Consider the following 25,382-nt stretch of genomic DNA (forward strand, 5'->3'; position numbering starts at 1 on the left):
CATCAAAAGAAACGGTATTGATGCCTTGTTCAGCGCGTTCAACTGCTTTCTGGTAGGTGTCACATATATCAGCGCAACGGATTTCAAACTCCTCGTCTTTTGGAGTATCAACCCAACCCTTGACCTTATCTGGACGAATGTCGGCCTGATTTTAAAAAACGCCCCACCTGCCTTTGTGAGATAGATGGGACGATTTTTGTGTCAACTGCCGCCATGGCTAATGAGTTTTCTGACCAGTGGCTGAAAGGGTAGCCATGATCTTCTGGCTTGTCGCAAGACAGAGCAATAATCTGGCAAATCTGCTCAGCAGTAAACTTAGGTGGAGTGCCTGGCCTTGGGGCTTCTTTTAGCTTTTCCAGAGTGGCCTGTTCATCGGATCGCTCGACCCAGTGTTTACGCCAGCGGGTAACTGTTTCTCTGGTGCATTTTAATTTTTTAGCTGTTCCGAGTAAGCTTTTTCCTTCTGCGCCGGCCAGTATGATTTTAGCCCTGAGGACAAGTGATTGACCACTTTTGCGCTTTCGAATTATGAGTTCAAGGTCTTTACGCTGTTGGTCTGACAGGTGGATTTTCTGGGTGTGTTTTGACTGCATCCGTGCTGCTTCTAACAAAGGAAAAGTTGTAAAACGGGTGCAGATCAAAACACAATTTCAGGTGCATGCATATTAGAGCTTTCCAGCACTAGGTATTGCTTTTCTCAAAGGCGCGGAATGTATCAGAAGCCACCACAAAAGTCGTGTTCAGCGAGTCATACCAATGCCGCTTTTTAAATATGACCATGAACAAGTCATTAAGAATCGCGGGACAATCCCCTGAAGGGCATAAAGGCGGAACGACGAGTAATACCAATTCCGTTTTCTAAATATGACCATGAGCAAGCCAATCCAAATCGCCGGGCAAGGAAGAACGACGAGTAATAGCTAGCTATTGCGAGGAGTTCTGACGCAGAACCAGCGGTTTGGATTGGCTGCGCAATTCATGTTTAGAAGACGGAATTGGTATAATAGCGAGCTACTGTCGAGTCAGCGGTAGGAACCTCCCCTTCCGCTGCTCACAGAACCGGACTTGAAAGTCTCCCCTCATCCGGCTCTTCTTATCCAACCGTTGGTCTCTGGCAAATCCGCCAGTGAACCATTAACGCGGGGACTCTTTTCGCAATACTTGCCAGCCATCGACCGGCTCTGGTCTTGCGTCCCCTCAATTTCTTGTATTTACCCATAGCCCGGCGAACGAGGGTGTCCTCCACATAGTGTCCTCCACATAGTAAAGGGCTTTCTTCGCAATCGAGTGCCAGAACTTACCAAAGTAGCCTATCCAGCCCCGCACACCATACTGGAAAAAGGCCAGTGGCAACAGGTTCAAACCCTTGAAATACCAAGCGATGGTCTGGATGCCCGGCTCAAAGATTTTGGCTATGTCAAGTTGTTCAGGACGATACTAAGAAGCTGTTCATGATCTTTTGAGGAAAGCGAAAATGGTGAGAAATTGTTGCTGTTTTTTGATCTCATGAGGCGCGTAGTGGTGCTACGCAACGAATGAGATCAAAAAACAGGGGCAATTTATCGACATTTGCAGCCCTCAATAAGATCGTGAACAGCTTCTAAAAGACCAGTGTCGCCATTACGTGATTTACTTGCCGGAAAATGCGCCTTTTCAACGCGATGACTTCATCCTGATCCATGATCGGCACTGGCAGATTGAGCAGTTTCACAGAGCAATCAAAAAAAAAGTATGTCAGATAGAGCATTTTCAGGTACGTAATGAACAGCCCGTAAGGACTCACATATTTGCCAGCATTTGAGTTTTGTTTATCTCCGGAAGATGCAGATAGCGCAAGAGTTTACGAATATTTATCCGCACCAACGAGGGTTGTTTAAAGAGGTGGTTGGCGCTTTCATTAAGTCTTTTGCAAAGGGAAAAGACTCCCTGCTACCAAAACTGCAGGCTCCATCAATGCGTAAGTCCTGATAGGTTATAAAAAGCTGTTTTATAACTCATATTTATACTATTCGCCGTAAAAATAAACACTATAATCTGCGCACTTTTCCTCAGGTGTTATGGATTCTGTATTTATGTTTAATCAGGCAGTAGCTGGCAAGGTGGGTTTCCAGACAAATCTCCCTGTAACTCGATACTGCGCACAGGTTGAATTTTGGTCATTGTTAGTTAAGGAGTCTAAAAATGAAACGGGTCTTAAAGGCTTTACCGGTTTTAGTGTTCTCAGTTACCTGTATGCAACTTGAAAAGTCCTATGCGAAAGGTGAAGAATCTGAACTCTTTACTCCTTCATCTTATTATTCTTCAAAGCGAGGACGAGTTTTGTCGCAAGTGGTTTCAAGTTACTTGTCTGTATCTTCACTAAGTGTTTACAGGGCTCTTGTGATCTCAGGAATAAGTCTTGGAGCAGGTTTTGGAATAGGTTATTCCGTAAAAGCATCTGAACATTCAAACCCAGAAGGATCATACACTGCTGATACCGCTGAAAGTATGCATTCCCCTGATAAATACAATCACACCGGGAATAGCTCTGCCGAATGTACTCACAACCAGTCTGGCCACGCCATGCCGTTGGTTCCCGAGGATTATCAGCAGTCCATCATCCAGCAATACAAGCTGATTCGTTTTGATATCAGTGATGACACACACAATTCTGACACAAAGAAAAAGCCAGGATATTTGTGGGCACGGGCTACTTTTCTTGATGCCCGTCCTCAGCACCTTGATCAAGACGACATCCGGCCAGCACTGTTTCCATTGAACAGTGGCTTTGATCCGGCTTTTCCCTATGGGAGGGCAAAGCAACTCTGTACTTCTCCATTACCGGAGCCTTTTACCAAAGATTTACGCTGCAATGATAATGAGCTAACCGGATTCTGTCGTATCAAGTTCCTTCAGGATGATGGCGAATTCGGAACACTGGTGGGCATGCTGGCCAATACTCCGGATGCTTACAGTGGGTGTCTGTTATCAAGCCGAGAGTCAGATCGATTTCTGGAGTCGCTGGGGGCTGAAACTCTGGTTCCAAGGGACATACTGGTCACTGATCGAGAGTATTACCAGATTAATGTCTTTACTAAAAAGGTGTCCTATGAATTTCAGGATCAGCCCAGAAAGCAGATACCATTTGCATCAACGGTACTGCTGTCTGGAAGTCTGCGTCACGAAACCTTATGTAAAAACGATGGTAGTCCCGGAACCCAATGGTACACCGACGGTGTTGCTGGTGATGGATATGGATGTGCAGGCTTAACGCCTTACGGGGACGAACTTGGCGATATTTCCTATTTTGTGCCGGTTCGACTGAAAGCCAGTGCCGTCAGGCGATCTGCTGTAACCTGGCAGGAAGTGCCATCAGAGAAGTGGCAAGCACCTGCTAACGAAGAAGTTAAGGAGTACTTCTGTTCCCCCAGAAAACCGTTCAAAGAATTCATTCTCGGTTCGGTGGGTGGGGAAAGAGGACGTAAGTTTTGTCGGTACATCGATACTACAGGAGAAAACGGCTTTGTCGCTACTACTAAACGGGGACGTATCGCGTCTGATTATCTGACCCCTCATATTGATAAAAACGTCGGCTGGGAGGCTTTTGCTGGCAATCTGCCAGAAAAAGCCGTTATTGCTGGTTTCAGTTTCTCAAATCCCAACAAAGTCAGCACGGATCCGGTCTATTTTTGCCGTTTTACGAATAACGGGTTCAGTACTTACGGCAAATATTTTGAGAAGGGCAAAGTCTGCAAATCTTCATTTGCAACGCCGGGCGGAAATTCGCATGCTCTTGTCGATTCAAAAAACTTTGAGATTTTGGTCACGCAATAACTGGCTTTGCCAATAAGGAATAGTCTAAAAATAACTTCCGCATTTCCGTCATCCCCGCGAAGGAGGCTGTCGCAAAACCCTACACAAGCAAGTATGATTCACCCATACTTGCTCTCTTGCCTGTCACATGACTACCAAACAAAAAAAACTGATAGATCGAACACCCCAGTTCAATCTTTTCCTTCAGGAACATGATTGTCCGGAAAAGCCTGAAGCAACTATTGCGTTTACAGGAGCTGAAAGGCGTTTTGTTGCCCCCAATCCTGAAGATATCACGGTGGGAAACGTCCTACTAAAACAGTATCTGGAGCAGGCCGGGCAGCGAACACCCAAGATTGTTGCTGACATGCTTGATCAGCAAAATTGGTCGGCCTTTGAGGAGCGTTACGCCAGCTCAGGCCGGCCGCCCTAAGCACCACGCAGCATGATGGGGCTTATTCTTTACGGCATTATGCAAGGCGTAACCCCATTACGTGCACTCGAAAGACTGGCTCGGCTGGATCTGGGTTGCATGTGGGTCAGCGGAGGTATTCACCCAGACCATGCCAATATTGGTCGTTTCATCAATATACACGAAGCTTCATTAACCGGTGATTTCTTTGATGAAATGGTTCAGTCTGTTCTGAAGGAAACAAACTCAGGAGGTCAGCGCCTGGCAGGAGATGGCACGACTATCGAGGCAGCTTGTTCCAACTACAACCTGATTAAAGAAGAAGCTGCCAGAGCTGCACAGGAAGAAGCCCGCAAGCAAGCAGACAAAGCCCCGGAAGATCCCAAATAGCAAGCACATCTTGAGCACACGACAAACGTCTTGGACACTCTGGTTGAGCAAAAGCAAAGCTGCGAGAGTCACGGACGAAAAGCAGATCAGACCAAAGTTAGCCCAACAGAACCGGAAGCCACTGTTCAAAAAATGAAGCGTAATCGGGGTTACGCACCCGGTTATACACCATCCATCCTGACGAACGAAAAAAGAGTAGTAGTTGCTCTGGCCGTTGACCCGACCAATGAAACTGCTGTGGTTCCGGAAATGCTGGATCAGACGGCTCGCACAACTGGTCAGACCCCGGAAGAGTTTTTGGTGGACGGCGGGTATTGCAATGAAACGGTTATTTCAACCACTTTAGAAGGGACATCAGCCTGCTTTGTTCTGCCGGTAAACCATCTGAAAAGCCTGTAAAGTGTAAGCGGTTCCATAAGATCCACTTCCGCTATGATCAGGCTGAAGATTCTTATATTTGCCCTGCCAGCCAAAAGCTGACGCTCTTGTACCCCCCTAAAGATCCATCTGCACCCAGCCGCCAAAGAGGTGTTCAGGCAAAGGAAGGCAATGGTTGAACCCGTTTTTGGCTACCTTAGAACCGTACAAAATCTTAACCGCTTTCGACATCGGGGTTTGAGCTCAGTTAAGCTGGAGTGCAGTTTACACCTGCTGGCCTACAACCTTAGCCGGGTTGTAGCAGCCCGTTTTTGGATTTATTTGATGCTGTTATCAGGCTATCAACGCCATAAAAGCCTTTTTGCGGTCTCTGGTATTGGATTAGACAGCCTCAGGCAGAAATTTGTATAAAATTACAGCATTTTGTGCTGAGACTGTTTTCGCCAGCGAAGTAGGGCTTTTGCAACAGCCTCCTTCGCGGGGATGACCAGCTGAACGGAAAAATGGGGAAGTTATTTTCAGACAAATCCTAAGCGTTTACAGCCTCCTCCTTTTTTCGCAGAGGATCAGAGGGTTCAATGTCTGACTCCAGTTCAGTAATTTCACGGCTAATAGTTTTCTGATCACAGCCCAGCACTTGGGATATATAACCAATGCCACCATGACCGAGTTTGAGAGCTTCAATAGCAGCATAGTGCCGACGATCCCTTTCGTTGAGCGATCGATAAAAAGTTCTCATGCGTTTTTTCACTAATGAGGGGTACGTGGCCATAGTCACCTCCAGCAATGGTTCAAAGTATTGACCATTGTCTGAGAGGTGCAAATCGGGAAGTTATTTTTAGACTATTCCTAACTCATGAATCAGAAAGAGACAAAGCGATTGCAACTCATTCGCTTTGTCTCTGCAGGCAGTTAAGTCTCTGCAGGCAGTTAAGAGGTTATATCAGGAAGGAATGCGAGTACCCTATACCAGTATATTCAACATTCTGCGCAGTGGTTCTGCCGCTCCCCACAGCAACTGGTCACCCACAGTAAATGCCGACAGATACTCATTACCCATATTCAGCTTACGCAAGCGCCCTACCGGAATATCCAGTTTGCCGGTCACGGCAGCCGGGGTCAGTTGTTGCATGGTGACATCGCGATCATTCGGCACCACAGATACCCAGTTGTTTGACTCAGCAATAATGCTTTCAATATCCGACATGGGAATATCCCGATTCAGTTTCAGAGTCAGTGCCTGACTGTGGCAACGCATGGCACCAATGCGAACACACACGCCATCAATGGGAATAATGCCACCGTTGTATAAGCCCAGAATCTTGTTGGTTTCTGACTGGGCTTTCCACTCTTCACGACTCTGACCATTATCCAGCTGCTTGTCGATGTAGGGAATCAGGCTACCTGCCAGCGGTACACCAAATTCACTCTGAGGCAAATCGCTACTACGCAACAGCTCCGAGGTTTTCCGGTCAATGTCCAGAATGGCACTGGATGGATCGGCCAGTTCACTGGCAACATTGTCACGAATACAACCCATCTGGTTGATCAGCTCACGCATGTTGCGCGCACCGGCACCACTGGCGGCCTGATAGGTCATGGCACTGACCCAGTCCACGAGACCTTCCCTGAACAATCCACCCACTGCCATCAGCATCAGACTAACCGTACAGTTACCGCCAATATAGTTCTTAACACCCGACTCCAGCGCCTGATCAATCACATGCCGGTTGACCGGATCCAGAACAATCACACTGTCGTCATTCATACGCAGGGACGAAGCCGCATCAATCCAGTAGCCATCCCAACCGCTGTCACGCAATGGCTGAAACACCTGTCCGGTGTAATCCCCACCCTGACAGGAAATAATGATATCCATTTCCCGCAGCGCATCGATAGAAAAAGCATCCTGCAAAGGCTGAACCGGCTTACCCACATCCGGGCCAGGCTGTCCATGCTGGGACGTGGTAAAAAACACCGGATCAACGCTGGCGAAATCATTCTCTTCGCGCATGCGCTCCATCAGCACCGAGCCAACCATGCCCCGCCAGCCGACCAGTCCGACTTTTTTCATACTACTCTCCTTGAAATTCAACGGTTCCCGTCCCTGCAAATCAATAAAGACGGGAACTTACTCATTTTTTCAGCAATATTATTCACTACTGCAAGCATTGAACCACAGCGTCACCCATCTCAGCCGTCGTCACTACACGACAACCTTCTGAGGCAATATCACCCGTGCGCAAGCCCTGATCCAGTACTTCACCCACCGCCTGTTCAATGGCATCTGCCGCCGCTATTTCGCCGAGAGAATAACGCAGCAGCATAGCCAGAGACAGTATCTGCGCCAGTGGGTTCGCTTTGCCCTGACCGGCAATATCAGGAGCAGAGCCATGCACCGGCTCATACATACCCTGATTCTTTTCATTCAAGGAAGCGGAAGGCAACATACCAATGGAACCGGTTAACATTGCCGCACAGTCGCTCAGAATATCGCCGAACATATTGCCGGTCACCACCACATCAAACTGTTTTGGCTCACGCACCAACTGCATGGTGGCGTTATCAACATACATATGACTCAGCTCAACGTCACTGTAATCATCTGCCATGCCTGAAACCAGCTCACGCCACAACGCAGTTACTTCCAGAACGTTGGACTTATCCACCGAACACAGTCGTCCATTGCGTTTCTGCGCCGCCTCAAACGCTACTTTAGCGATGCGTTTGATTTCCGATTCCCGGTACACGTAGGTGTTGTAACCTTCCCGTTCACCATTTTCCAATGTGCGCACACCGCGAGGCTCACCAAAATAAATACCTCCGGTAAGCTCCCGAACAATCAGAATATCCAAACCGGCCACCAGCTCGGCTTTCAGGCTGGACGCTGCAGCCAGCTGTGGAAACAGAATAGCCGGACGCAGGTTGGCAAACAGGTCAAGTTCAGAACGAAGCCCCAGCAAGCCTTTTTCCGGGCGGTTTGCCATGGGCTGATCATCCCACTTTGGACCTCCCACGGCACCAAACAGAATGGCGTCGGACTGTTTTGCCAGTTTCAGTGTTTCTGCGGGCAAAGGTGTACCTTCGGCATCAATGGCAGCACCGCCCACCAGCGCATGACTGACTTCAATATCCAGACTGAAAAGTTGTTTAATAACATCCAGCACTTTCAGCGCTTCCGCTACAATCTCGGGACCAATACCATCACCGGGCAAACATAAAATCTGGCGACTCATTATTTTTTTCTCCTTAGGGGGCTGTGCGAGAATAGCGCCCGTAGCGAGGATGGCAGAAAATTGAGAATGAAAAGTCGGTTTTGTGAGGAGAATAGCAAGCTATTTGACGAACAAAAACGACTTTTCAGACCAATTTGCTGCCACCGCAGTAGGGCAGTCTATTCTCGCACAGCCCCCAAGCCTTTACTTAATTAAACAGCCATGGCTGTGCGTCAATATGCTTTTGTTCAAACGCCTTGATGGCATCACTTTCCTGAAGGGTCAGCCCAATGTCGTCCAGACCTTTTAACAGGCAGTCACTGCGAAATTCGTCTACGGTAAACGACATCTCCTGACCATCTTCGAGCACCACTATCTGACGCTCAAGGTCAACGGTTAACTGATAGCCTTCATTACTTTCCACCAAAGCGAACAACTGTTCTACCTGCTCTTCAGACAGCGTGATCGGTAACAGACCATTCTTGAAACAATTGTTATAAAAAATCTCGGCAAAGCTCGGTGCAATCACGCAGCGAATACCAAAATCATCCAGCGCCCAGGGAGCATGTTCACGACTGGAGCCGCAACCAAAGTTCTGACGCGCCAGCAAAATAGAGGTATCCAGATAACGAGCCTGATTCAGCACAAACGATTCATTCAAAGGTCGCTGACTGCAATCCTGACCGGGCTGACCTTCGTCCAGATACCGCAGTTCATCGAACAGGTTAGGACCAAAGCCTGTCCGCTTGATGGATTTAAGAAACTGTTTGGGAATAATCATGTCGGTATCGACATTGGCACGATCCAGCGGTGCCACAATACCCTGATGAACGGTAAATGCCTTCATGACTTAAACCCCTTCTTCCACAACTTGTTCCATAAATGGTGCCATCAATTCACGAACATCCGTGAAGTGCCCTGCCACTGCTGCCGCTGCTGCCATAGCCGGACTGACCAGATGCGTGCGACCACCAAAACCCTGTCGTCCTTCGAAGTTTCGGTTGGATGTCGAAGCACAATGTTCGCCAGCGCCCAATTTATCGGCATTCATTGCCAGACACATGGAACAGCCCGGCTCACGCCACTGAAGCCCCGCTTCGGTAAAGATAAGGTGCAAACCTTCCTGTTCAGCCTGCGTCTTGACCAGACCGGAACCCGGCACCACCAGTGCTTCTTTAACACTCTGCGCTACCTTACGACCTTTTACGACAGCTGCCGCTTCACGCAGATCTTCTATACGGGAGTTAGTGCAGGAGCCAATAAAAACACGGTCAACCGGAATATCAGTGATCTTCATACCGCCAGTTAGCCCCATGTATTCCAGCGCACGACCATAGCCTTCTGCTTCGCTCGCCTCTGGCACACAGGCATCAACAGGTAATACCATTTCCGGTGATGTGCCCCAGGTGACCTGAGGCTTGATGTCTTCCCCTTTGAGCACCACAACCTGATCAAATACGGCATCATCATCAGAGTGAAGATCAGACCAGACCGAAACGGCCTGTTCCCACTGTTCACCAGCTGGCGCAAATGGACGACCTTTGACGTATTCCAAAGTGACGTCATCCACTGCCACCATACCGGCACGAGCACCTGCTTCAATGGCCATATTACAAATGGTCATACGGCCCTCCATGCTAAGAGCCCGAATCACATCACCACCAAACTCAATGGCGTAACCCGTACCACCGGCAGTGCCGATCTCTCCAATAATCGCCAACACAATATCTTTGGCAGTGACGCCGACACCCAGCTCACCGTCCACACGTACCAGCATGTTTTTCATTTTTTTGGTCACCAGGCACTGGGTGGCCAGTACATGCTCAACTTCCGAAGTGCCAATACCATGAGCCAGCGCACCAAAGGCACCGTGGGTTGATGTGTGGGAATCACCACACACCACCGCCATACCCGGCAGGGTGGCACCCTGTTCCGGGCCAATCACATGCACAATACCCTGACGTCGATCCTGCATATCAAACTGGGTAATGCCAAAATCATCGCAGTTCTCATCCAGTGTTTTAACCTGAATTCTGGAAATGGGATCAGCAATCCCTTCAATGCCACTTTCACGTTCAGCTGCCGTTGTCGGCACATTGTGATCCGGGGTAGCAAGATTGGCATTGATGCGCCAGGGTTGGCGACCCACCAGTCGTAATCCTTCAAAGGCCTGCGGAGAGGTCACCTCATGCAGCAGATGACGATCAATATAAATCAGGGCAGAGCCATCTTCCCGTTGCTTGACGAGATGACTGTCCCACAGCTTGTCGTACAGGGTTTTGCCTGACATAGCGCTTCCTCCCATTGACGATTCCCCTTGTGAACACTGCTTTGCTGCTACGAAAAAACAGTAGCGAAAGCAGCATTAATAATGATTATCTTTGTTCTGGCTCATCCTAGAGCGAATCATTGAATTACTCAAATTCATCTTTTTTATGCTATTAATAACAATATGGAATAGTTAAATCTCCACGAGACTAGAACACCTTTTTATGGATATTCCCAGCCTTACCGCCTTTTTGTCGGTTGCCGAATGTGGCTCCTTCTCCATGGCTGCCGAACAGCTGCATCTGACCCAACCCGCCGTCAGTAAGCGGATTGCCAGTCTGGAGCAGCAGCTGGGCACGCCCTTGTTTGACCGGAAAAAGTTTGACCGGAAAAACACCTCCGGCAGTCGGCGAACCCACCTGAATGAAGCCGGTCGCACATTGTTGCCCAAAGCCCGACAGATGCTTGAATTGATGCAGGATACACGACAGCAGATAACAAACCTCAAGACCCAGATCAAAGGACCGCTGCGTTTAGCCACCAGCCATCACATTGGTTTAAGACGTCTACCTGAAGTCCTGAAAAAATTTGCCCGAACCTGGCCAGATGTGACACTGGATATAAAATTTGTCGATTCAGAAGCGGCTTATGAACTGTTGCACCGGGGCGAAGTGGAACTGGGGATTATTACGCTGGCGCCCGCGAATCCGGAAGGCGTTCTGTCCCAGAAGTTATGGAACGACCCACTGGTCTTTATGGCTTGCAGGGAACATCCGCTGGCGCAGATAAAAGACCGGATCTCACCCAGAGCTCTTTGTCAGTATCAGGCGGTATTACCCGATCCCGGCACCTTTACTTACCGACTGGTACAAAACCTGTTTGACCAGCAGGGACTGCCCCTGCAGACCGCCATGTCTTCGAATTATCTGGAAACCATACGAATGCTGACCGCTATAGGCATAGCATGGAGCCTATTGCCCAAATCCATGCTGGGTGAAGACCTGGTTGAATTAAAAACCGGTGTTAAACCACCGGTCAGGGAGTTAGGCTACATTCGGCATGAGCACAGAACCCTGTCGAATGCAGCCAGAGTCTTTCTGGAGCGGCTGGATAATGCTCAAGTGGAAGTGACGGAGGTGACGGTCACCGACACGTTATCCTGAGAGCCTGCTTTGTATGCCAATTCCGCAAGATGCGCTGCAATGGCAGCATTGGTCATATCTTCCTTACCAAGGGCATTGGTGACCACCTTACCCACGGTTTCAGAAGTGGCAACATCAAACAAACCATCACAAGCCTGTACCAGTTTAAAACCTGCCCAACCAGCAGCGGGCCTGGTCAGCTTGGTCACCTTGGGTCTGGCACTTATAGCACCATAGGAATAGTGATCCCCCATACTGCGTGCAACGGCAGAGCCGCCACTGACACGCCATGCACCAGACATGGCCTGATAGGCCTCACCACCACGCTTTTCAATACCTTTCTGGTATTTTTTATCATCAGGCTTCGCATCTTCACTAAGCTGTTTCACACCACCATCGGGTGCTATCAGAACCGCCCTGGCGTCGCCGAGGTTGGCAGTCCAGAGATCATCACCGACCTGAAGCACCACGTTAGCCGTTGTACCTGAAATGGGTTGATCCGCAGGCGGTTTATAACTATTACTCGCATCCACAAAGGCTAATTTAAGGGCGTTCATCATTCGGGTATCATCAAGAGACCTTGGGTTACCTTCCTGCAGGCGTTTTTTCAGGAACCTGACCAGATTTGTTTTCGCATGCCTTGCCGCCACATCACCACCATGACCGTCAAATACCCCGGTTAATTTGATGGTTTTTGTCCCTTCACGGGTTTTTATCCGGAATGTCGTGCAAAGAACCTCATCTTCCATCTCTTTGCGGCGACCTTCACAATGCGCAACCCCGGTAGATGTCTGGGCTTCGGTATGAAATTCAGACGCCCTTTCCCTTACATCACCGTCCTTGACCTCAAAAGGTTCTAACTCGATTCGCCCCTGTTTCAATCCGGCAATGTCACTGATTCTTTCGTCAGATGCCTTTCCCCATCGCTCATCCGCCAGTTTGTCAAACTCAACAGCTGCACGGATTTTAAAGTCCTTGATATCTTCTCCCTGTTTAATCTTCTGTTTAGCTTCTTCAAGCAGCTGATTCTCTGTCTTCTGCTGATTATCTGCAGCTTTCATTTCATGTTGAAGTTTCGAGGCAACCACTTCAGGATCAGTGACAACGGCATACTCAAGCTCAAGGTTGTCCTCTATTCTCAGAGGGTCAATTTTTTTATCTCTCCCAGTCATATACGCACGCCAGTTATCTTTTACCGTTACCGGTATGACCCAGGTGTTTCGAGCCGCAGTTTCTCGGGTAGTTGAGTGCGCTTCAATAAAGCTAGCCGCTTCTTTGACCGTAACGACTTTTGAGTCTTTAGAAGTCACGGAATCATCAGGGCGAACAGAATTCTGTATCATGTAGCCCAGGTGTCTGACAGCAGCACTCCGCTGCTGGAGCGTCTTGTTCTCAAGTTCTTTCAAGGTGTAATCAACCCGACCCTTCAGTGCCGGGATCACTTTAGCCACCACTTTTAGAAACCTGGCTTTCCATTTACCTGCCTCACCGGTGCGGAAGTGACCATTATCAAGCCTCAGTAACGCATCCTCACTGCCAGCCGTCCTTTCAGCCAGTCTTTTTAACTGCGCCGTATTTTCCGAGAATTCCTGCCGCACCGGCGGTAGAGAGGGCTTCCTGATCATAGCCCGAATATTTCATAAAAGGAGGCAAGTTCCGCCCAATCACTTGATATAATTGGGTCGACCAAAAGAAAGCTTCGGAAGAAGCAAACCGGAACTTGCCATGCCCAAATCTACACAAGAACAGCTTCGTTTTCATCCCTCAAATGGAAAAACCATCCGGGCAGACTTCAATGGTGGGGAGTTATCTTCTGACTTTGGCACTCTGCTGCTACGGGAAACCATTCTGCAGAGCGGTCTTATCTGCAAAATGACTGATGCCATCAATGACAGACGCCATCAATCCTATATCGACCACTCCCTGAAAGAACTTCTGGTTCAGCGGGTTCTGCAAATGGCCTGCGGCTATGAAGATGCCAACGACAGTAACCGTTTGCGTAAAGACCCTATGTTCAAACTGGCCACTGGTCGCAATCCGTTGGACAGCGATAACCATCTCGCATCAGCGCCCACTTTTACCCGGCTGGGACAATCTATGACCCGCTCCGACATTTACAGGATGGCTGAAGCATTTGTGCATCACTTTATCAGCAGTTACAAGCTGCCACCTCCGGTGATCGTTATCGATCTTGATCATACACCGGCCATTACTCATGGTGGCCAGCAGATGAACCTGTTTAATGCCAAATATCAGGACTACTGCTACTTGCCCCTGATGATTTTTGAGGGACTCAGCGGCAAGCTGATTACGGCGATTCTTCGTCCGGGGAAAACCCCAACGGGCAAGGAAAATGCAGCTATTCTCGAACGGGTCATTCGGCTGCTTCGGAAAAAGTGGCCGAAAACCCATCTACTGGTTCGGGGAGACAGCCACTTCGCTCAACCAGAGTTAATGTGGGTGGTTCAGAATGCCCCTCATTCGGATTATGTCTTGGGCAAAGGTGCAGGCCACAAAACGGCTTTGCGGCCAAAAGCCAAAGAGTTGTTGGATGAAGCGCGTCAAGCTCTGAAGGTCAAGACTGAGCTGGCAAGACTGAACAACATGCCAGAACCTGATCGGCTCAGACTTTACGGGGAAGCAGAATACCAGGCCAAGAGCTGGAAAGGTCTCGATACCCGGATAATTTACAAGGCGGAGGTCAACCAAAAAGGCGACAACCCTCGTTTCATTGTGACGTCGATGAAGGAAGCTTCTCCAGAGGTAATTTATGAAGAGCTTTACTGTCCAAGAGGACAGGATGAGAACTTCATCAAACATCTGAAAAGTGATCTGTCCGGCGACAGATTGTCCGATCAGGGCTTTTTGGCTAACCATTTGAGAATGTTTTATGCCTGTGCCGCTTATGTTTTGCACTATGAGTTAAGAACCAAGACTTTGAAAGGTACGGAGCTGGAAAAAGCGCAGCCATCAACGGTGATCATGAAGCTCTGTAAAGTTGCAGTCAAAGTGGTTGAATATAAAGACCGAATTAAACTTCATCTGCCACGTAGCTGCCCATTCAAGAGGCTTTTGCAGCATGTGACAGAAGTCTTTTACCAGATGCCGATACTTCGACCGGGGTAGCAACTTTCATAATACTCAATCAAGGTACATAGCAACCAGATGAAAGAGCTTTGGGGCTTTCCGTTATCCTGAAATAGCAGGATTCGTTGATTAGCGTCTAATCTGTAAGCAAGTATGGGCTGCAATGTCTTTCACATGGTTAACAGAGCAACAGGCTTGCGGAAAAGTCCAAAATTAAGAGGATGGGATGGTAGTTGCTGCTTGTTTATGAAATATCCGGGATAGGTAATGTCCTTGGTTTTCAGTTTATCCAGAGTCACTACTCTTTAATCTAGGAGGCTGACCGAGAATAGCGCCCGTAGCGAGGATCGTAGAAAATTGAGGATAAAAATTCGGTTTTGAGAGGAGAATAGCGAGCTATTTGACGAACAAAAGTGGATTTTTAGACCAATTTACTACGACCGCACGACGGCATGGATGCCGGAGCTAGGAGCCTGTCGGACTTACCACTGACCTACTGCGAAAAAGCCGGATTTGGCCATTTTTGACGATCCTTTTCGTTGAATAGCTCGCTATTCGCCTCAAATGATCGTCAAAACTGTCTCAAACCGGTCTTTTTCTCGCTACGGTCGGCTAAGTCCGACAGGCTCCTAGGGCAACGCAGGAGCAGTTGCCGGTAGGGCAGACTATTCTCGGACAGCCTCCTAGTCGTCCGTTCATCAGTATTTCCAAGGGTTAACGCAAATCAAGATTTTGCAGCTTCAGGACGATATTAATACCAGAGTATATATTTGCTTCGGAGGCAGCTTTGTCATCACCTGTTCAACCCGGACCCGGTAGCTCAGGCCAACTATTCAATACCAGTGACAACAATTCTGGTTCTGAAGAAAACAGGAAAGCCCCTGACCGGAAACAACTTCCCGGGAGCAATGATGATTATCCAACAGCTTCGAGCAAACCTGTCCGGAAAAGAAACGTCAGTATCGACGACAGGGCTTCAAAATTATGCCGTACAAGGTCAGACTCCTTTTCAGGTATGTATACGTGGAGTCATCCTACCCAGTTGAGTCGCTCTTCTTCGATTGATAGCATCAAAGAGCTGTATAGCGATCCCTTTGATACAGACTTTTCAGGTTCTGACAGTGAAACATCTGTACCTTTCAAAACAGTTTCCGTAAAAGACGATGAACAAACGATGACTGTCGCAATGTCTGCGAAGCGCGCGCAACTATTAAGTGAGTTAGCCACAGGTCTGTCAAGTGATGTGGATTTAAGCAAGGAATATGAAGCAATGGTGAATAGAGTGAAAAGCTATTCTGCCTCTTCCGCCATATTAAAGCAGCCTGACCAATGGCCTGAACAGGAAATCATAAGTCTGTGTCAGGAGGCAATCGATTACACGCGCACCCAGAAACTCGCAGAGCCTACGCACTCAAGAGACCCAAGATGGCCATCTCTGCCTTCAGATGAAATGACTGCATCGGACAAAACTTACATTCATGAAATGGTAGTGGGCCAGAACTGTTATATCGCGTGAATATTGACCCCAAACTCAACTTTATTAATCAATAATCCAATAACAATATCGTGCATCTTTTCGAGCTTTGAAAAACAAATTGTCTTTCTGGCCAACCGTTTAATCCAAGTCCGAAAATTAAGGTTTTTACGCTCTATCTTCTGAGTGTTTGCTTTACCAATAATATGCATGTTTTCATCAAGGTGTCGCTCATAGGCTCCCCAATCATCGGTGTAAAATTTATTAATACCAAATGGCTTCAGAAGTGTTTTGAGTTCTTTAAAAACTTCATCTTTCCGTTTTCCGAAAACATAAGCAAGCACGGTATTTGTAGCGTGATCAACAGCATACCAAAGCCAGCGTTGGTTCGATTTATCATGAACATACGACCACTGCTCATCTAGCTCAGCCTCTTGGCAGACAAGCCCTACATGAATAATCGCATCTGACTTGAGATCAATAGTTTGAATATTTGGGTTGACCTTTACCAGACCGCTTTCTTTTTTTTTAGAGTCTTTATTACTGTTGTCTTGCTTATTCCGAGTACTTTACTTGTATCCCTGATTCCGCTGCCATTTATTGCCATATCGATGATTTTTTCTTTAACGCCAGGCTCACAGGCCTTGTAGCGATATTCAAGCATGAAGGTTTTGATTTCACATTTGTCATTACAGCAATAGTATCGTGGAACATCATGAGTGCTGTATCCGAAAGGCCGAACTTGGTTACTGCCACATGTTGTACAGAGGACTTGCGTAAGGCACATTTTTAAACCGCATTTTTCAAAGTTGCCGAATGTCGTATTTTAGCAGACAGGGCTAGAATCACAGAACTGTGCCACTACCCATGAAATCAATCCTCTTCTTAATCTCTGCCACGAGATTGCTTTTTTTTCCAGTGAGAAGGTATTAACGGAAAATCAGCGAAACCACCTTTTCTCGCAACTGGTATCCTACATTGTTACGGATCAGAAGCTGGCAAAGTGTGGCGATTTCGCACATGTAGCGGTCAGCCATCTGCTGCCCAGGTTAACTGAATATCAACTGCCAGCCCGTCTGGTGATGATGAACATGATTTTTAAGAGGAACCAGCGGACAGACCCAGACGAAGCTGAAACGTTTACAGGCAATCATATTGTCCTTCTTGTTGTGCCACAAACGGATAAAGTAGATGGCAACGAGCTTGATAACCCTGATGCCATCATAGTTGACCCCATGCTGGGAGTCATAACAGAAAAAAGAGAGCTGGAGATTAGCTATGCCATCAACATTGAAAAAGAAATGAATTTTTCCGACATTGACCAGTTGCTGCTCTCATATGCCTTTTTTGATGAAGTGGAAAAGCCAGAGAGTCTGTGAAATACAATACTCTCAAGGATATGATGGGATGGCATTAGCAAAAATCAGTTTTCACATGACTGAATGAAGCTGTTTATCTGCCCGTTCAAATATTTTTTCAACGCATGACTTATTTTCACTTTCATTAACGCATCGACCAGATTATAGTCACTTCGCAATTCATACACATGGAGTCTGTCGCATGTTCAAAGCACTCGTTCTTGAACAACAGGACAAACAAACCCTGTCTTCCATCCAGCAACTGGATGAATCCACCTTACCGGAAGGTGACGTACTGGTCGCCGTCGATTACTCATCCCTGAATTACAAAGACGGACTCGCCATTACCGGCAAAGGTAAAATTATTCGCGACTTTCCCATGGTACCGGGCATCGACTTTGCCGGCACCGTGATCGAATCCTCCGGCAGCGACTTCAGCGAAGGTGACAAGGTCGTGTTAACCGGCTGGGGTGTCGGCGAAAATCACTGGGGCGGTATGGCTGAAAAAGCCCGTGTCAAAGCCAGTCAGCTGGTTAAGCTGCCCGCCGGGCTGGATGAACGCAAAGCGATGATGATTGGCACCGCAGGTCTGACCGCCATGCTGTGTGTCATGGATCTGGAAGCAGCTGGCATTACGCCTGAAAAAGGTGAAATTCTGGTCACCGGCGCCAGCGGTGGTGTTGGCAGTGTTGCGGTCAACCTGCTGGCGACACTGGGCTATGACGTAGTAGCCGTTTCCGGTCGCCCTGAAAACACCCCTATGCTGGAAGCACTGGGTGCCAAACGCGTGATGGACCGTTCCGAATTTACTGAAAACGCCCGTCCGCTGGATCGCCAGTACTGGGCAGGTGCCGTAGATACAGTGGGCAGCTCTGTACTGGCTAAAGTTCTGTCTCAGGTAAAATACGAAGGCGCTGTCGCAGCCTGCGGTCTGGCTGGCGGTTTTGATCTGCCAACCACTGTCATGCCTTTCATTCTGCGTGGCGTGAAGCTGCTCGGCGTAGACTCTGTCATGTGCCCGCTTGCCAAGCGTAATGAAGCCTGGAAGCGACTGGCCGAGTTGCTGCCGGAATCCTATTACGAAGCCGCCTGTACTGAAATTGCTCTGGAACAGGTAGCAGAACAGGCCGAAGCCATCACTCGCGGTCAGGTGACTGGCCGTACCCTCATCCGTCTCAAGTAAACCTTTGACGACCATGGATTGAATGCATTAACCAATGTATTCAATCCATAAGCCACCTGCCGTATTTTCTTCTAAGATTATCCTCAGACACTCTCCTAGTCTGTCGCACATTTCACTGCACGGACTTCCCGTATCTGATGCCGGATAATGAACATACGCCCCGTTCTCTATGTTATTGGTCTGTTTTTAACGGTTCTCTCGCTGCTCATGCTGGTGCCTGCTTTTTACGACTTTCTGGTTCACGAACCAGGTAAGTTTGCATTCGTCTGGTCTGCAGCCGCCACCGCTCTCACAGGGTTAATACTGTACGTCTGCTGTCGAACAAAAGAGTTCAACCTGAAATCGCGGCAGATTTTTCTGCTGACGAACCTCACCTGGCTGACCCTCAGTGCCTTTGCCGCCCTGCCCTTGTGGATACAGCTGGACATCAGTTATACCGATGCCTTTTTCGAAACCATGTCCGCCATCACCACCACCGGTTCAACCGTGCTGACAGGGCTCGATAACATGAACAAAGGTGTGTTGCTGTGGCGCTCATTATTGCAGTGGCTGGGTGGAATCGGCTTTATTGTCATCGCTGTCGCGGTTCTGCCTTTTCTCAAAGTGGGCGGCATGCGCCTGTTCCAGAGTGAATCATCAGACTGGTCAGATAAAGTCATGCCACGCTCTGGCAGTATTGCCAAGCGCATTGTTTGCATTTATCTCGGGCTAACCATTTTTTGTGCTTACCTGTTTTTTCTGGGCGGCATGAACGGCTTCGAAGCCATTAATCATGCGATGACCACCCTGTCCACAGGCGGTTATTCCACCTCGGACAACTCAATGGGGCAATTCACAAACCCCTTTATTCACTGGAACGCCACCCTGTTTATGCTGTTAGGCGGCTTACCCTTTGTACTGTTTGTGAAGTTTCTCAAGGGTGACCACAAAGCGCTTATAGAAGACACTCAGGTGGTAAACTTTGTGCAGTTTTTGCTGATCATCTGGATTGGTTTCAGTATCTGGCTGTTCATGCACTCCAGCTACAACTTCTTGGAATCCCTGACACTGGTTGCCTTTAATACGACATCCGTCGTCACAACCACGGGCTATGCCCTGACCGACTACACCTTGTGGGGTGGCTTTGCCGCCACCTTTTTCTTCTTCCTGACTTTTGTGGGTGGCTGCTCAGGCTCGACCGCCGGAGGCATAAAAATATTTCGCTTTGAAATCGGTGCAAAACTATTGATGATTCAGCTCAAACAGCTGGCACACCCCAGAGCCTGCTTTGTGCAAAGCTATAACGGACAGCAAATTGGCAGCGATATTTTACGTTCACTGATTGCTTTCAGCTTTTTCTTCGGGCTTCTGGTCAGCCTGCTGACCCTGTTGCTTAGTCTGCTTGGACTGGATCTTGTCACCAGCTTAAGTGGCGCAGCCACCGCCATTGCCAATGTTGGTCCCGGTCTTGGTGACATCATCGGGCCTGCCGGAAACTTTGCCTCTCTGCCGGATGCAGCCAAGTGGTTACTCAGTCTGGGAATGCTGATGGGACGGCTGGAAGTTATCACCGTTCTGGTGCTGTTTACGCCTCAGTTCTGGAAGGGCTGAACCATCAGATTATGGCTAAAACACATTGTTACAAATGTTACAGAGCCTTACGGCAAAAAATGACCTAAATCATGCGGGATTCTAACGCGATCTTGTAGTATCCTTGCCGAATTCCCATTTTGTTGTTGTATTTTCATTCGTTTTGAATCGTCCTGAAAATACTCTGTAGACCGAGTCCCTCAAGCGAACCGATGAACAATATTCTTCCTACCCACCTGGTCAGCCAGTTTCGTCAGCGCGCGGAGCAACATCCTGAAAACATAGCTCTGCGTTATTCCCGTGGCGACCACTGGCATGACATCCAGTGGCGTCAGCTCCTCGAGTCTGTGAATCAGACCAGTCTGGCTCTACTGAATGCCGATCTGCCCATTCAGGGTAATGTTGGTCTGTGGTCGCGTAATATGCCCGAGTGGACGATTACGGATTTTGCCTGCATGCAGGTACGTGGCGTCAGTGTGCCACTGTACCCGACCAGCACTCCGGATCAGGTGCTTTATATTATTGATGAAGCTGAAGTTGAAATACTGTTTGTTGGTGAACAACCCCAGTTCGATGGCGCTCTGGAGCTGCTCGGTAAAGCGATCCATCTGAAAAGCATCATTGTTTTTGATGACAGTGTCGATCTGAAGGGCTGTGAAAGCGCCCAGTACTTCAAAGACTTTCTGGCAAACGCCAAAACAGCTACTGCCCAGCTGGAAGATCGTCTAACCAGCCGCAATATGGACGACCTGTTTACCCTGATTTACACCTCCGGCACAACAGGCAATCCCAAAGGCGTCATGCTGGACTATGCCAATATGGCCGCTTCATTCGATGCCCATGACAAGCTGATTCACGTCGATCATACAGACTCCTCACTGGCACTGCTGCCTTTGAGTCATATCTTTGAACGTGGCTGGTCTGGTTACGCTCTGTGTCGTGGCGTGGTGAATAACTATGTGCGCGATCCGGCAGAAGTTGCCAGCATGCTCAAGGCCGTCAAACCTACAGTGATGTGTTCAGTACCCCGCCTGTTTGAAAAAATCTACACCGGCGTTCACACCAAGGTCGCTCAGGGGTCGCTGGCAAAGAGAATGATTTTCAAACTGGCAGGCAAAATCGGTTACAAAACCATGGATCTGCATCGTCAAGGCAAACCGGTACCGGGCTATTTACAAAGCCTGAACCGGTTGGCCGACAAGCTGGTATTCAGCAAGATCAAAGAAGGTCTTGGTGGTCGCATCCGCTTCATGCCTTGTGGCGGTGCGCGACTGGACGACGATATCTGTAAGTTTTTCCACGCCATGGGCATCAACGTCAAAATCGGCTACGGCATGACCGAAACCGTTGCCACCGTCACCTGCTACCGGGATACCGGCTTCCAGTTTGGCAGCTGTGGCAACCCACTGCCGGGGGTTCAGGTCAAAATCGGTGACGGCGGTGAAATTCTGGTGAAAGGCGGTATCGTGATGCGCGGTTACTACAAGAAACCCGAAGAAACGGCCAAAACCTTTGATGCCGATGGCTGGCTGAAAACCGGCGATGCCGGTCTGGTTGACGAAACCGGACAGCTGCGCATTACGGACCGCATCAAAGAGTTGATGAAAACCTCCAACGGTAAGTACATTGCGCCTCAGCATATTGAGGGCACGCTAGGCAAAGATCGCTTTATTGAGCAGATAGCAATCGTTGCTGATGCGAAAAACTATGTTTCAGCTCTGATCGTACCTGCCTTTGAAGCACTGGAAGAGTACGCCAAGGAAATGAACCTGAAGTACGAAAACAAGATGGATCTGATTCGCAATACTGACATCCAGAAACTGTTTCAGGAGCGTCTGGACAGCATTCAGAACGAACTGGCCCGTTTCGAACAGGTGAAAAAGTTCACGCTGCTGCCTCGTGAGTTCTCCATCGAACTGGGTGAAATCACTCCGACCCTGAAGCTGCGCAGAAAAATCATCATGGAGCGATTCAAGAAGGAAATCGACGCCATGTACGGCAAGCCAGCCACCAGCCATTAAGCAAGCTTTTCTGTAAAGTCCTTTTGCGTTCATGTTAAGGCTCTGAACGGATGTTCAGAGCCTTTTTCAATTCTCAAGCCTGCAATCTCGCCAAATAGCGGTAATCGCTACTTGAACAAGATTCCAACGTCCCCTATTCTCCGCGCCTTTATATTTTTGTTAGGAAACAGGCAACGAATATGGAAACTGTGAAGAAGTACAACTTCACTTACGAAGACATCCACAGCACCATCAAGGATGCATCCGAGAATATCACCGAGACCGGTTACCAGCCTGACTACCTGCTGGCAATTGGTGGTGGCGGCCTGATTCCTGCCCGCATCATGCGTACCTTTATCACCCGTCCCATCCTGACCATTGCCCTGTCACGCTACAGTGACGAGATCGGTACGGCTCCGGCTGATACTCCGATCAAGCTGCAATGGCTGGAAGGCGAAGTGAATCTGGATGGCAAGAAGGTTCTGGTGGTCGATGAAGTAGACGATCAGCGTACAACTCTGGACTTCACCCTGAACGAGCTGATTGAACACTACCCGAATACCGAATTCTCGGCATTTGTAGTCCACAACAAACTGAAAGAAAAGAAAGGCCATCTGCCGAAAAAATTGAAGCACTTTTTCGTCGGCAAGGACATCAACGATTACTGGATCAACTACGCCTGGGATGCAGAAGACATCTCCACGTTCGGCCAGTAATAGCAAAAAGCCCGCAACTGCGGGCTTTTTTATGGCTAATAATTAATCAGCAACCGCTGGCGGAATCAGCGGCGCACTACTGACCACATCCGCATTCTGCGCCCTGTGACGCATAAAGTGATCCATCACAGTAATGGCCATCATCGCTTCAGCAATAGGCACTGCACGAATCCCCACACAGGGATCGTGACGTCCCTTGGTCACGACTTCTATAGGCTCACCATCAACATTAACCGAGCGTCCCGGAGTGGTCATGCTGGACGTTGGTTTCAGAGCGATATGGGCAATCAAATCCTGCCCGGAGCTGATTCCGCCCAGCACGCCACCACCGTGGTTGGATGTAAATCCTTCCGGGGTGATTTCATCGCGATGTTCGGTGCCTTTCTGCTCGACACAGGCAAAACCGTCACCAATCTCCACACCCTTCACGGCATTAATGCTCAACAATGAATGCGCAAGATCCGCATCCAGCCGATCAAACACCGGTTCACCCAGACCAGGCTGAACACCGGTCGCCATTACAGACACCCTTGCACCGATGGAATTGCCATCGCGACGAAGGTCATCAATCAACTGTTCCATGTCCGCTACCTTGCTGGCATCCGGACAGAAGAACGGGTTCTGCCGTACCTGTTCCCAGTCAAACTGCTCAACTTTGATCGGCCCCAGCTGCGACAGGTAGCCTTTAATCTCTACGCCCCGGGTTGCCAGAAACTTTCGGGCAATGGCACCGGCTGCCACACGCATGGCAGTTTCCCGGGCCGATGAACGACCTCCGCCGCGATAATCGCGAAAACCGTATTTATGAGCATAGGTGTAGTCGGCATGACCGGGACGATAGCGATCCATGATGTTGGAGTAATCTTTGGAGCGCTGATCCACGTTTTCAATCAGCAGACCAATAGGTGTGCCGGTGGTTTTACCTTCGAACACACCGGAAAGGATTTTCACCTGATCCGGTTCTCTACGCTGTGTCGTGTATTTCGAGGTACCGGGTTTGCGTAAGTCCAGATCTTTCTGGATATCGGCTTCCGTTAACGGCAAACCGGGAGGGCAACCATCCACAATGCAACCCAGTGCAATACCATGCGATTCACCAAAGGTGGTCACCTTGAACAGTTGACCAATGCTGTTCCCCGCCATCGTCACTCCTGTCAGGCTGCTGCAACCGAGCAGCCATTTATCTTGTTTTTAAAAAATGAGGTCAATTCAGGCTGTCATACGACTTTTAAAGATATCCTGATGCTCACGACACTGTTCAGCAGTCAACACCAGCACGCCATGACCACCTTCGGCAAACTCGGGCCAGACAAACGGCACTTCCGGATAAACCGCCTGCAATGCCCACTGACTGTTGCCTACTTCCAGTACCAGCAAACCACTGTCTGACAGAAAATCGGCCGCGCGCGCCAGAATAATACGGGCCATATCCAGACCGTCATTACCGGCAGCCAGACCCAGCTCCGGCTCATGCCCGAATTCTTCCGGAAAGTCTGCCATATCCTCCGCATCCACATAGGGCGGATTGCTGACAATCAGCTCGTAACGCGGGTGCTCCGGACTGTTATCCAGCGCTTCAAACAGGTCAGACTTAACCGCCTGCACCCGCCCCCAGAGTTCATGCTGGTCAATATTGATATGCGCCACGTCCAGCGCATCATCGGAAATATCCAGCAGATCCATCGACGCTTCCGGCCACTGATGAGCCATGGCAATACCGATACAACCAGAACCCGAACACAAGTCCAAAGCACGATTCACTTCAACATCGCCCAGCCACGGCTGAAACTGGTGATTAATCAGTTCGCTAATGGGAGAGCGCGGCACCAGTACACGTTCGTCCACATAATAAGGCTGACCACAGAACCATGCACGATTCAGCAGATACGCCAGAGGTTTGCGTTCCTCAATACGACGCCTGACCAGTTCGGCCACCGACTGCTGCTCTTCCGTCGTCAGACGACAATCCATATAAGATTCGGGCAAGTCCCAGGGTAACTGCAGTACCTGCATCACCAGATGCATGGCTTCATCCAGGGCATTATCACTGCCGTGTCCGAAAAACAGTTCAGCTTCATTAAAACGGCTGGCAGCCCAGCGAATAAAATCCCGGATACTGGCCAGACCATCATACGACAGGTTTACAACCTGTCCGTTTGTTTGTCCGCTATGGGATGATATGGATTGAGTCACAAAGTCTCCTACGGGAGGCAAAACACCATAGTCTTGCATAGAACGCAAAACCAGCCCCCCTCTCAAGGCAAGATGCGCCAAGATAGCACAAAGCGGGATTTGACGGCAGTGTTTTCCCTGAAAAGCCAGGACGCTGTCCGAGAAAGGAATCGTTCGATAGCGAGGAAGAAATGTACTCGTCTCTGTAAATAGCGGCACAGAACAA

General features: G+C 48.9%; 24 protein-coding genes and 1 pseudogene. 15 read left to right on the forward strand and 10 right to left on the reverse strand.

Features of this window, described 5'->3' with window-relative positions; translation table 11 throughout:
- Positions 1–125 precede the first annotated feature (125 nt).
- Positions 126–593 carry a helix-turn-helix domain-containing protein gene (locus tag EZMO1_RS14195; protein WP_034872639.1) on the reverse strand — a complete coding sequence of 156 codons (468 nt, stop codon included), beginning with the start codon at positions 591–593 and terminating at the stop codon, positions 126–128.
- 694 nt (positions 594–1,287) lie between these two features.
- Here EZMO1_RS14195 and EZMO1_RS27350 point away from each other — a divergent pair.
- From EZMO1_RS27350 to EZMO1_RS28200, 7 genes and pseudogenes are all read left to right on the forward strand, one after another.
- Positions 1,288–1,455 carry a hypothetical protein gene (locus EZMO1_RS27350; RefSeq protein WP_222842118.1) on the forward strand — a complete coding sequence of 56 codons (168 nt, stop codon included), beginning with the start codon at positions 1,288–1,290 and terminating at the stop codon, positions 1,453–1,455.
- 142 nt (positions 1,456–1,597) lie between these two features.
- Positions 1,598–1,961: pseudogene (locus tag EZMO1_RS28195) on the forward strand (transposase); the annotation flags it as partial.
- Positions 1,962–2,487: 526 nt separating this feature from the next.
- The gene (locus EZMO1_RS14210; RefSeq protein ID WP_145912604.1) at positions 2,488–3,813 is read left to right on the forward strand and encodes a DUF3421 domain-containing protein; all 1,326 of its coding nucleotides are present in this window, start codon (positions 2,488–2,490) and stop codon (positions 3,811–3,813) included.
- A 127-nt stretch (positions 3,814–3,940) separates the two neighbouring features.
- Positions 3,941–4,225, forward strand: coding sequence for a hypothetical protein (locus EZMO1_RS27355; protein WP_051789256.1), 285 nt, complete (start codon positions 3,941–3,943; stop codon positions 4,223–4,225).
- 12 nt (positions 4,226–4,237) lie between these two features.
- Positions 4,238–4,594: a transposase gene (locus tag EZMO1_RS27360; RefSeq protein WP_051789255.1), complete on the forward strand. Its 357-nt coding sequence runs from the start codon at positions 4,238–4,240 to the stop codon at positions 4,592–4,594.
- 30 nt (positions 4,595–4,624) lie between these two features.
- On the forward strand, positions 4,625–4,993 hold the full coding sequence (locus EZMO1_RS14225; protein ID WP_034872738.1) for a hypothetical protein: 369 nt from the start codon (positions 4,625–4,627) through the stop codon (positions 4,991–4,993).
- Between the two features lie 150 nt (positions 4,994–5,143).
- On the forward strand, positions 5,144–5,383 hold the full coding sequence (locus EZMO1_RS28200) for a transposase (protein ID WP_034872736.1): 240 nt from the start codon (positions 5,144–5,146) through the stop codon (positions 5,381–5,383).
- 118 nt (positions 5,384–5,501) lie between these two features.
- On the opposite strand, the gene EZMO1_RS14235 is transcribed toward EZMO1_RS28200, so the two are convergent.
- The 5 genes from EZMO1_RS14235 to leuC form a co-directional block, all read right to left on the reverse strand.
- Positions 5,502–5,744, reverse strand: a complete 243-nt coding sequence (locus EZMO1_RS14235) for a hypothetical protein (RefSeq protein WP_034872734.1) — start codon at positions 5,742–5,744, stop codon at positions 5,502–5,504.
- Positions 5,745–5,936: 192 nt separating this feature from the next.
- A complete protein-coding gene (asd, locus tag EZMO1_RS14240; RefSeq protein ID WP_034872732.1) occupies positions 5,937–7,046 on the reverse strand; it encodes an aspartate-semialdehyde dehydrogenase in 1,110 nt (369 codons plus the stop codon).
- An 85-nt stretch (positions 7,047–7,131) separates the two neighbouring features.
- Complete coding sequence (leuB, locus tag EZMO1_RS14245; protein WP_034872730.1) at positions 7,132–8,208, reverse strand: 3-isopropylmalate dehydrogenase; 1,077 nt, start codon at positions 8,206–8,208, stop codon at positions 7,132–7,134.
- Positions 8,209–8,395: 187 nt separating this feature from the next.
- Entirely contained in the window at positions 8,396–9,034 is a 639-nt protein-coding gene (leuD, locus tag EZMO1_RS14250; RefSeq protein WP_034872728.1) for a 3-isopropylmalate dehydratase small subunit, read from the reverse strand.
- A 3-nt stretch (positions 9,035–9,037) separates the two neighbouring features.
- Positions 9,038–10,477 (reverse strand): 3-isopropylmalate dehydratase large subunit, encoded by a 1,440-nt coding sequence (gene leuC, locus EZMO1_RS14255; RefSeq protein WP_051789254.1) that lies wholly within the window; start codon positions 10,475–10,477, stop codon positions 9,038–9,040.
- Between the two features lie 202 nt (positions 10,478–10,679).
- Here leuC and EZMO1_RS14260 point away from each other — a divergent pair, with 202 nt between their 5' ends.
- Positions 10,680–11,618, forward strand: coding sequence for a LysR family transcriptional regulator (locus tag EZMO1_RS14260; protein WP_034872727.1), 939 nt, complete (start codon positions 10,680–10,682; stop codon positions 11,616–11,618).
- Here EZMO1_RS14260 and EZMO1_RS14265 read toward each other — a convergent pair.
- Positions 11,573–13,222, reverse strand: a complete 1,650-nt coding sequence (locus EZMO1_RS14265; protein ID WP_082211560.1) for a PP2C family serine/threonine-protein phosphatase — start codon at positions 13,220–13,222, stop codon at positions 11,573–11,575. The genes EZMO1_RS14260 and EZMO1_RS14265 overlap by 46 nt on opposite strands.
- A 100-nt stretch (positions 13,223–13,322) precedes the next feature.
- Here EZMO1_RS14265 and EZMO1_RS14270 point away from each other — a divergent pair, with 100 nt between their 5' ends.
- Entirely contained in the window at positions 13,323–14,723 is a 1,401-nt protein-coding gene (locus tag EZMO1_RS14270) for an IS1380 family transposase (protein ID WP_034873155.1), read from the forward strand.
- A 1,003-nt stretch (positions 14,724–15,726) separates the two neighbouring features.
- Complete coding sequence (locus EZMO1_RS14275) at positions 15,727–16,200, forward strand: hypothetical protein (RefSeq protein ID WP_145912605.1); 474 nt, start codon at positions 15,727–15,729, stop codon at positions 16,198–16,200.
- Here EZMO1_RS14275 and EZMO1_RS28205 read toward each other — a convergent pair.
- A protein-coding gene (locus tag EZMO1_RS28205; protein ID WP_420809906.1) for an IS1 family transposase occupies positions 16,188–16,945 on the reverse strand; the annotation gives its coding sequence in 2 pieces (ribosomal slippage) (positions 16,188–16,678 and positions 16,678–16,945; 759 coding nt in all). The two genes, EZMO1_RS14275 and EZMO1_RS28205, sit on opposite strands and share 13 nt — an antisense overlap.
- Positions 16,946–17,240: 295 nt before the next feature.
- On the opposite strand from EZMO1_RS28205, the gene EZMO1_RS14290 reads away from it, so the two are divergent.
- The 5 genes from EZMO1_RS14290 (at position 17,241) to EZMO1_RS14310 (ending at position 22,984) form a co-directional block, all read left to right on the forward strand.
- Entirely contained in the window at positions 17,241–17,537 is a 297-nt protein-coding gene (locus EZMO1_RS14290; protein WP_034872724.1) for a hypothetical protein, read from the forward strand.
- Positions 17,538–17,718: 181 nt separating this feature from the next.
- Entirely contained in the window at positions 17,719–18,699 is a 981-nt protein-coding gene (acuI, locus tag EZMO1_RS14295; protein WP_034872723.1) for an acrylyl-CoA reductase (NADPH), read from the forward strand.
- A gap of 147 nt (positions 18,700–18,846) precedes the next feature.
- Positions 18,847–20,289, forward strand: a complete 1,443-nt coding sequence (locus tag EZMO1_RS14300) for a TrkH family potassium uptake protein (protein WP_034872721.1) — start codon at positions 18,847–18,849, stop codon at positions 20,287–20,289.
- Positions 20,290–20,480: 191 nt separating this feature from the next.
- Complete coding sequence (locus EZMO1_RS14305) at positions 20,481–22,289, forward strand: AMP-dependent synthetase/ligase (protein ID WP_034872719.1); 1,809 nt, start codon at positions 20,481–20,483, stop codon at positions 22,287–22,289.
- Positions 22,290–22,468: 179 nt separating this feature from the next.
- Positions 22,469–22,984 (forward strand): phosphoribosyltransferase, encoded by a 516-nt coding sequence (locus EZMO1_RS14310; protein WP_034872717.1) that lies wholly within the window; start codon positions 22,469–22,471, stop codon positions 22,982–22,984.
- A gap of 42 nt (positions 22,985–23,026) precedes the next feature.
- Here the strand turns inward: EZMO1_RS14310 and aroC are convergent, their stop codons facing one another.
- Positions 23,027–24,127: a chorismate synthase gene (gene aroC / locus EZMO1_RS14315; RefSeq protein ID WP_034872715.1), complete on the reverse strand. Its 1,101-nt coding sequence runs from the start codon at positions 24,125–24,127 to the stop codon at positions 23,027–23,029.
- A gap of 66 nt (positions 24,128–24,193) precedes the next feature.
- On the reverse strand, positions 24,194–25,177 hold the full coding sequence (gene prmB, locus EZMO1_RS14320) for a 50S ribosomal protein L3 N(5)-glutamine methyltransferase (protein WP_236631926.1): 984 nt from the start codon (positions 25,175–25,177) through the stop codon (positions 24,194–24,196).
- Positions 25,178–25,382 lie beyond the last annotated feature (205 nt).

This window comes from Endozoicomonas montiporae CL-33 (genome assembly GCF_001583435.1).
GTDB classification, from domain to species: domain Bacteria; phylum Pseudomonadota; class Gammaproteobacteria; order Pseudomonadales; family Endozoicomonadaceae; genus Endozoicomonas_A; species Endozoicomonas_A montiporae.

Excerpts from the sequence above, each read along its gene's own strand:
- EZMO1_RS14195 (WP_034872639.1), bottom strand. The coding sequence starts at position 593 with ATGCAGTCAAAACACACCCAGAAAATCCACCTGTCAGACCAACAGCGT.
- EZMO1_RS14210 (WP_145912604.1), top strand. The coding sequence starts at position 2,488 with ATGCATTCCCCTGATAAATACAATCACACCGGGAATAGCTCTGCCGAA.
- EZMO1_RS27355 (WP_051789256.1), top strand. The coding sequence starts at position 3,941 with ATGACTACCAAACAAAAAAAACTGATAGATCGAACACCCCAGTTCAAT.
- EZMO1_RS27360 (WP_051789255.1), top strand. The coding sequence starts at position 4,238 with ATGATGGGGCTTATTCTTTACGGCATTATGCAAGGCGTAACCCCATTA.
- EZMO1_RS28200 (WP_034872736.1), top strand. The coding sequence starts at position 5,144 with ATGGTTGAACCCGTTTTTGGCTACCTTAGAACCGTACAAAATCTTAAC.
- EZMO1_RS14235 (WP_034872734.1), bottom strand. The coding sequence starts at position 5,744 with ATGGCCACGTACCCCTCATTAGTGAAAAAACGCATGAGAACTTTTTAT.
- asd (WP_034872732.1), bottom strand. The coding sequence starts at position 7,046 with ATGAAAAAAGTCGGACTGGTCGGCTGGCGGGGCATGGTTGGCTCGGTG.
- leuB (WP_034872730.1), bottom strand. The coding sequence starts at position 8,208 with ATGAGTCGCCAGATTTTATGTTTGCCCGGTGATGGTATTGGTCCCGAG.
- leuD (WP_034872728.1), bottom strand. The coding sequence starts at position 9,034 with ATGAAGGCATTTACCGTTCATCAGGGTATTGTGGCACCGCTGGATCGT.
- leuC (WP_051789254.1), bottom strand. The coding sequence starts at position 10,477 with ATGTCAGGCAAAACCCTGTACGACAAGCTGTGGGACAGTCATCTCGTC.
- EZMO1_RS14260 (WP_034872727.1), top strand. The coding sequence starts at position 10,680 with ATGGATATTCCCAGCCTTACCGCCTTTTTGTCGGTTGCCGAATGTGGC.
- EZMO1_RS14265 (WP_082211560.1), bottom strand. The coding sequence starts at position 13,222 with ATGATCAGGAAGCCCTCTCTACCGCCGGTGCGGCAGGAATTCTCGGAA.
- EZMO1_RS14270 (WP_034873155.1), top strand. The coding sequence starts at position 13,323 with ATGCCCAAATCTACACAAGAACAGCTTCGTTTTCATCCCTCAAATGGA.
- EZMO1_RS14290 (WP_034872724.1), top strand. The coding sequence starts at position 17,241 with ATGATGAACATGATTTTTAAGAGGAACCAGCGGACAGACCCAGACGAA.
- acuI (WP_034872723.1), top strand. The coding sequence starts at position 17,719 with ATGTTCAAAGCACTCGTTCTTGAACAACAGGACAAACAAACCCTGTCT.
- EZMO1_RS14300 (WP_034872721.1), top strand. The coding sequence starts at position 18,847 with ATGAACATACGCCCCGTTCTCTATGTTATTGGTCTGTTTTTAACGGTT.
- EZMO1_RS14305 (WP_034872719.1), top strand. The coding sequence starts at position 20,481 with ATGAACAATATTCTTCCTACCCACCTGGTCAGCCAGTTTCGTCAGCGC.
- EZMO1_RS14310 (WP_034872717.1), top strand. The coding sequence starts at position 22,469 with ATGGAAACTGTGAAGAAGTACAACTTCACTTACGAAGACATCCACAGC.
- aroC (WP_034872715.1), bottom strand. The coding sequence starts at position 24,127 with ATGGCGGGGAACAGCATTGGTCAACTGTTCAAGGTGACCACCTTTGGT.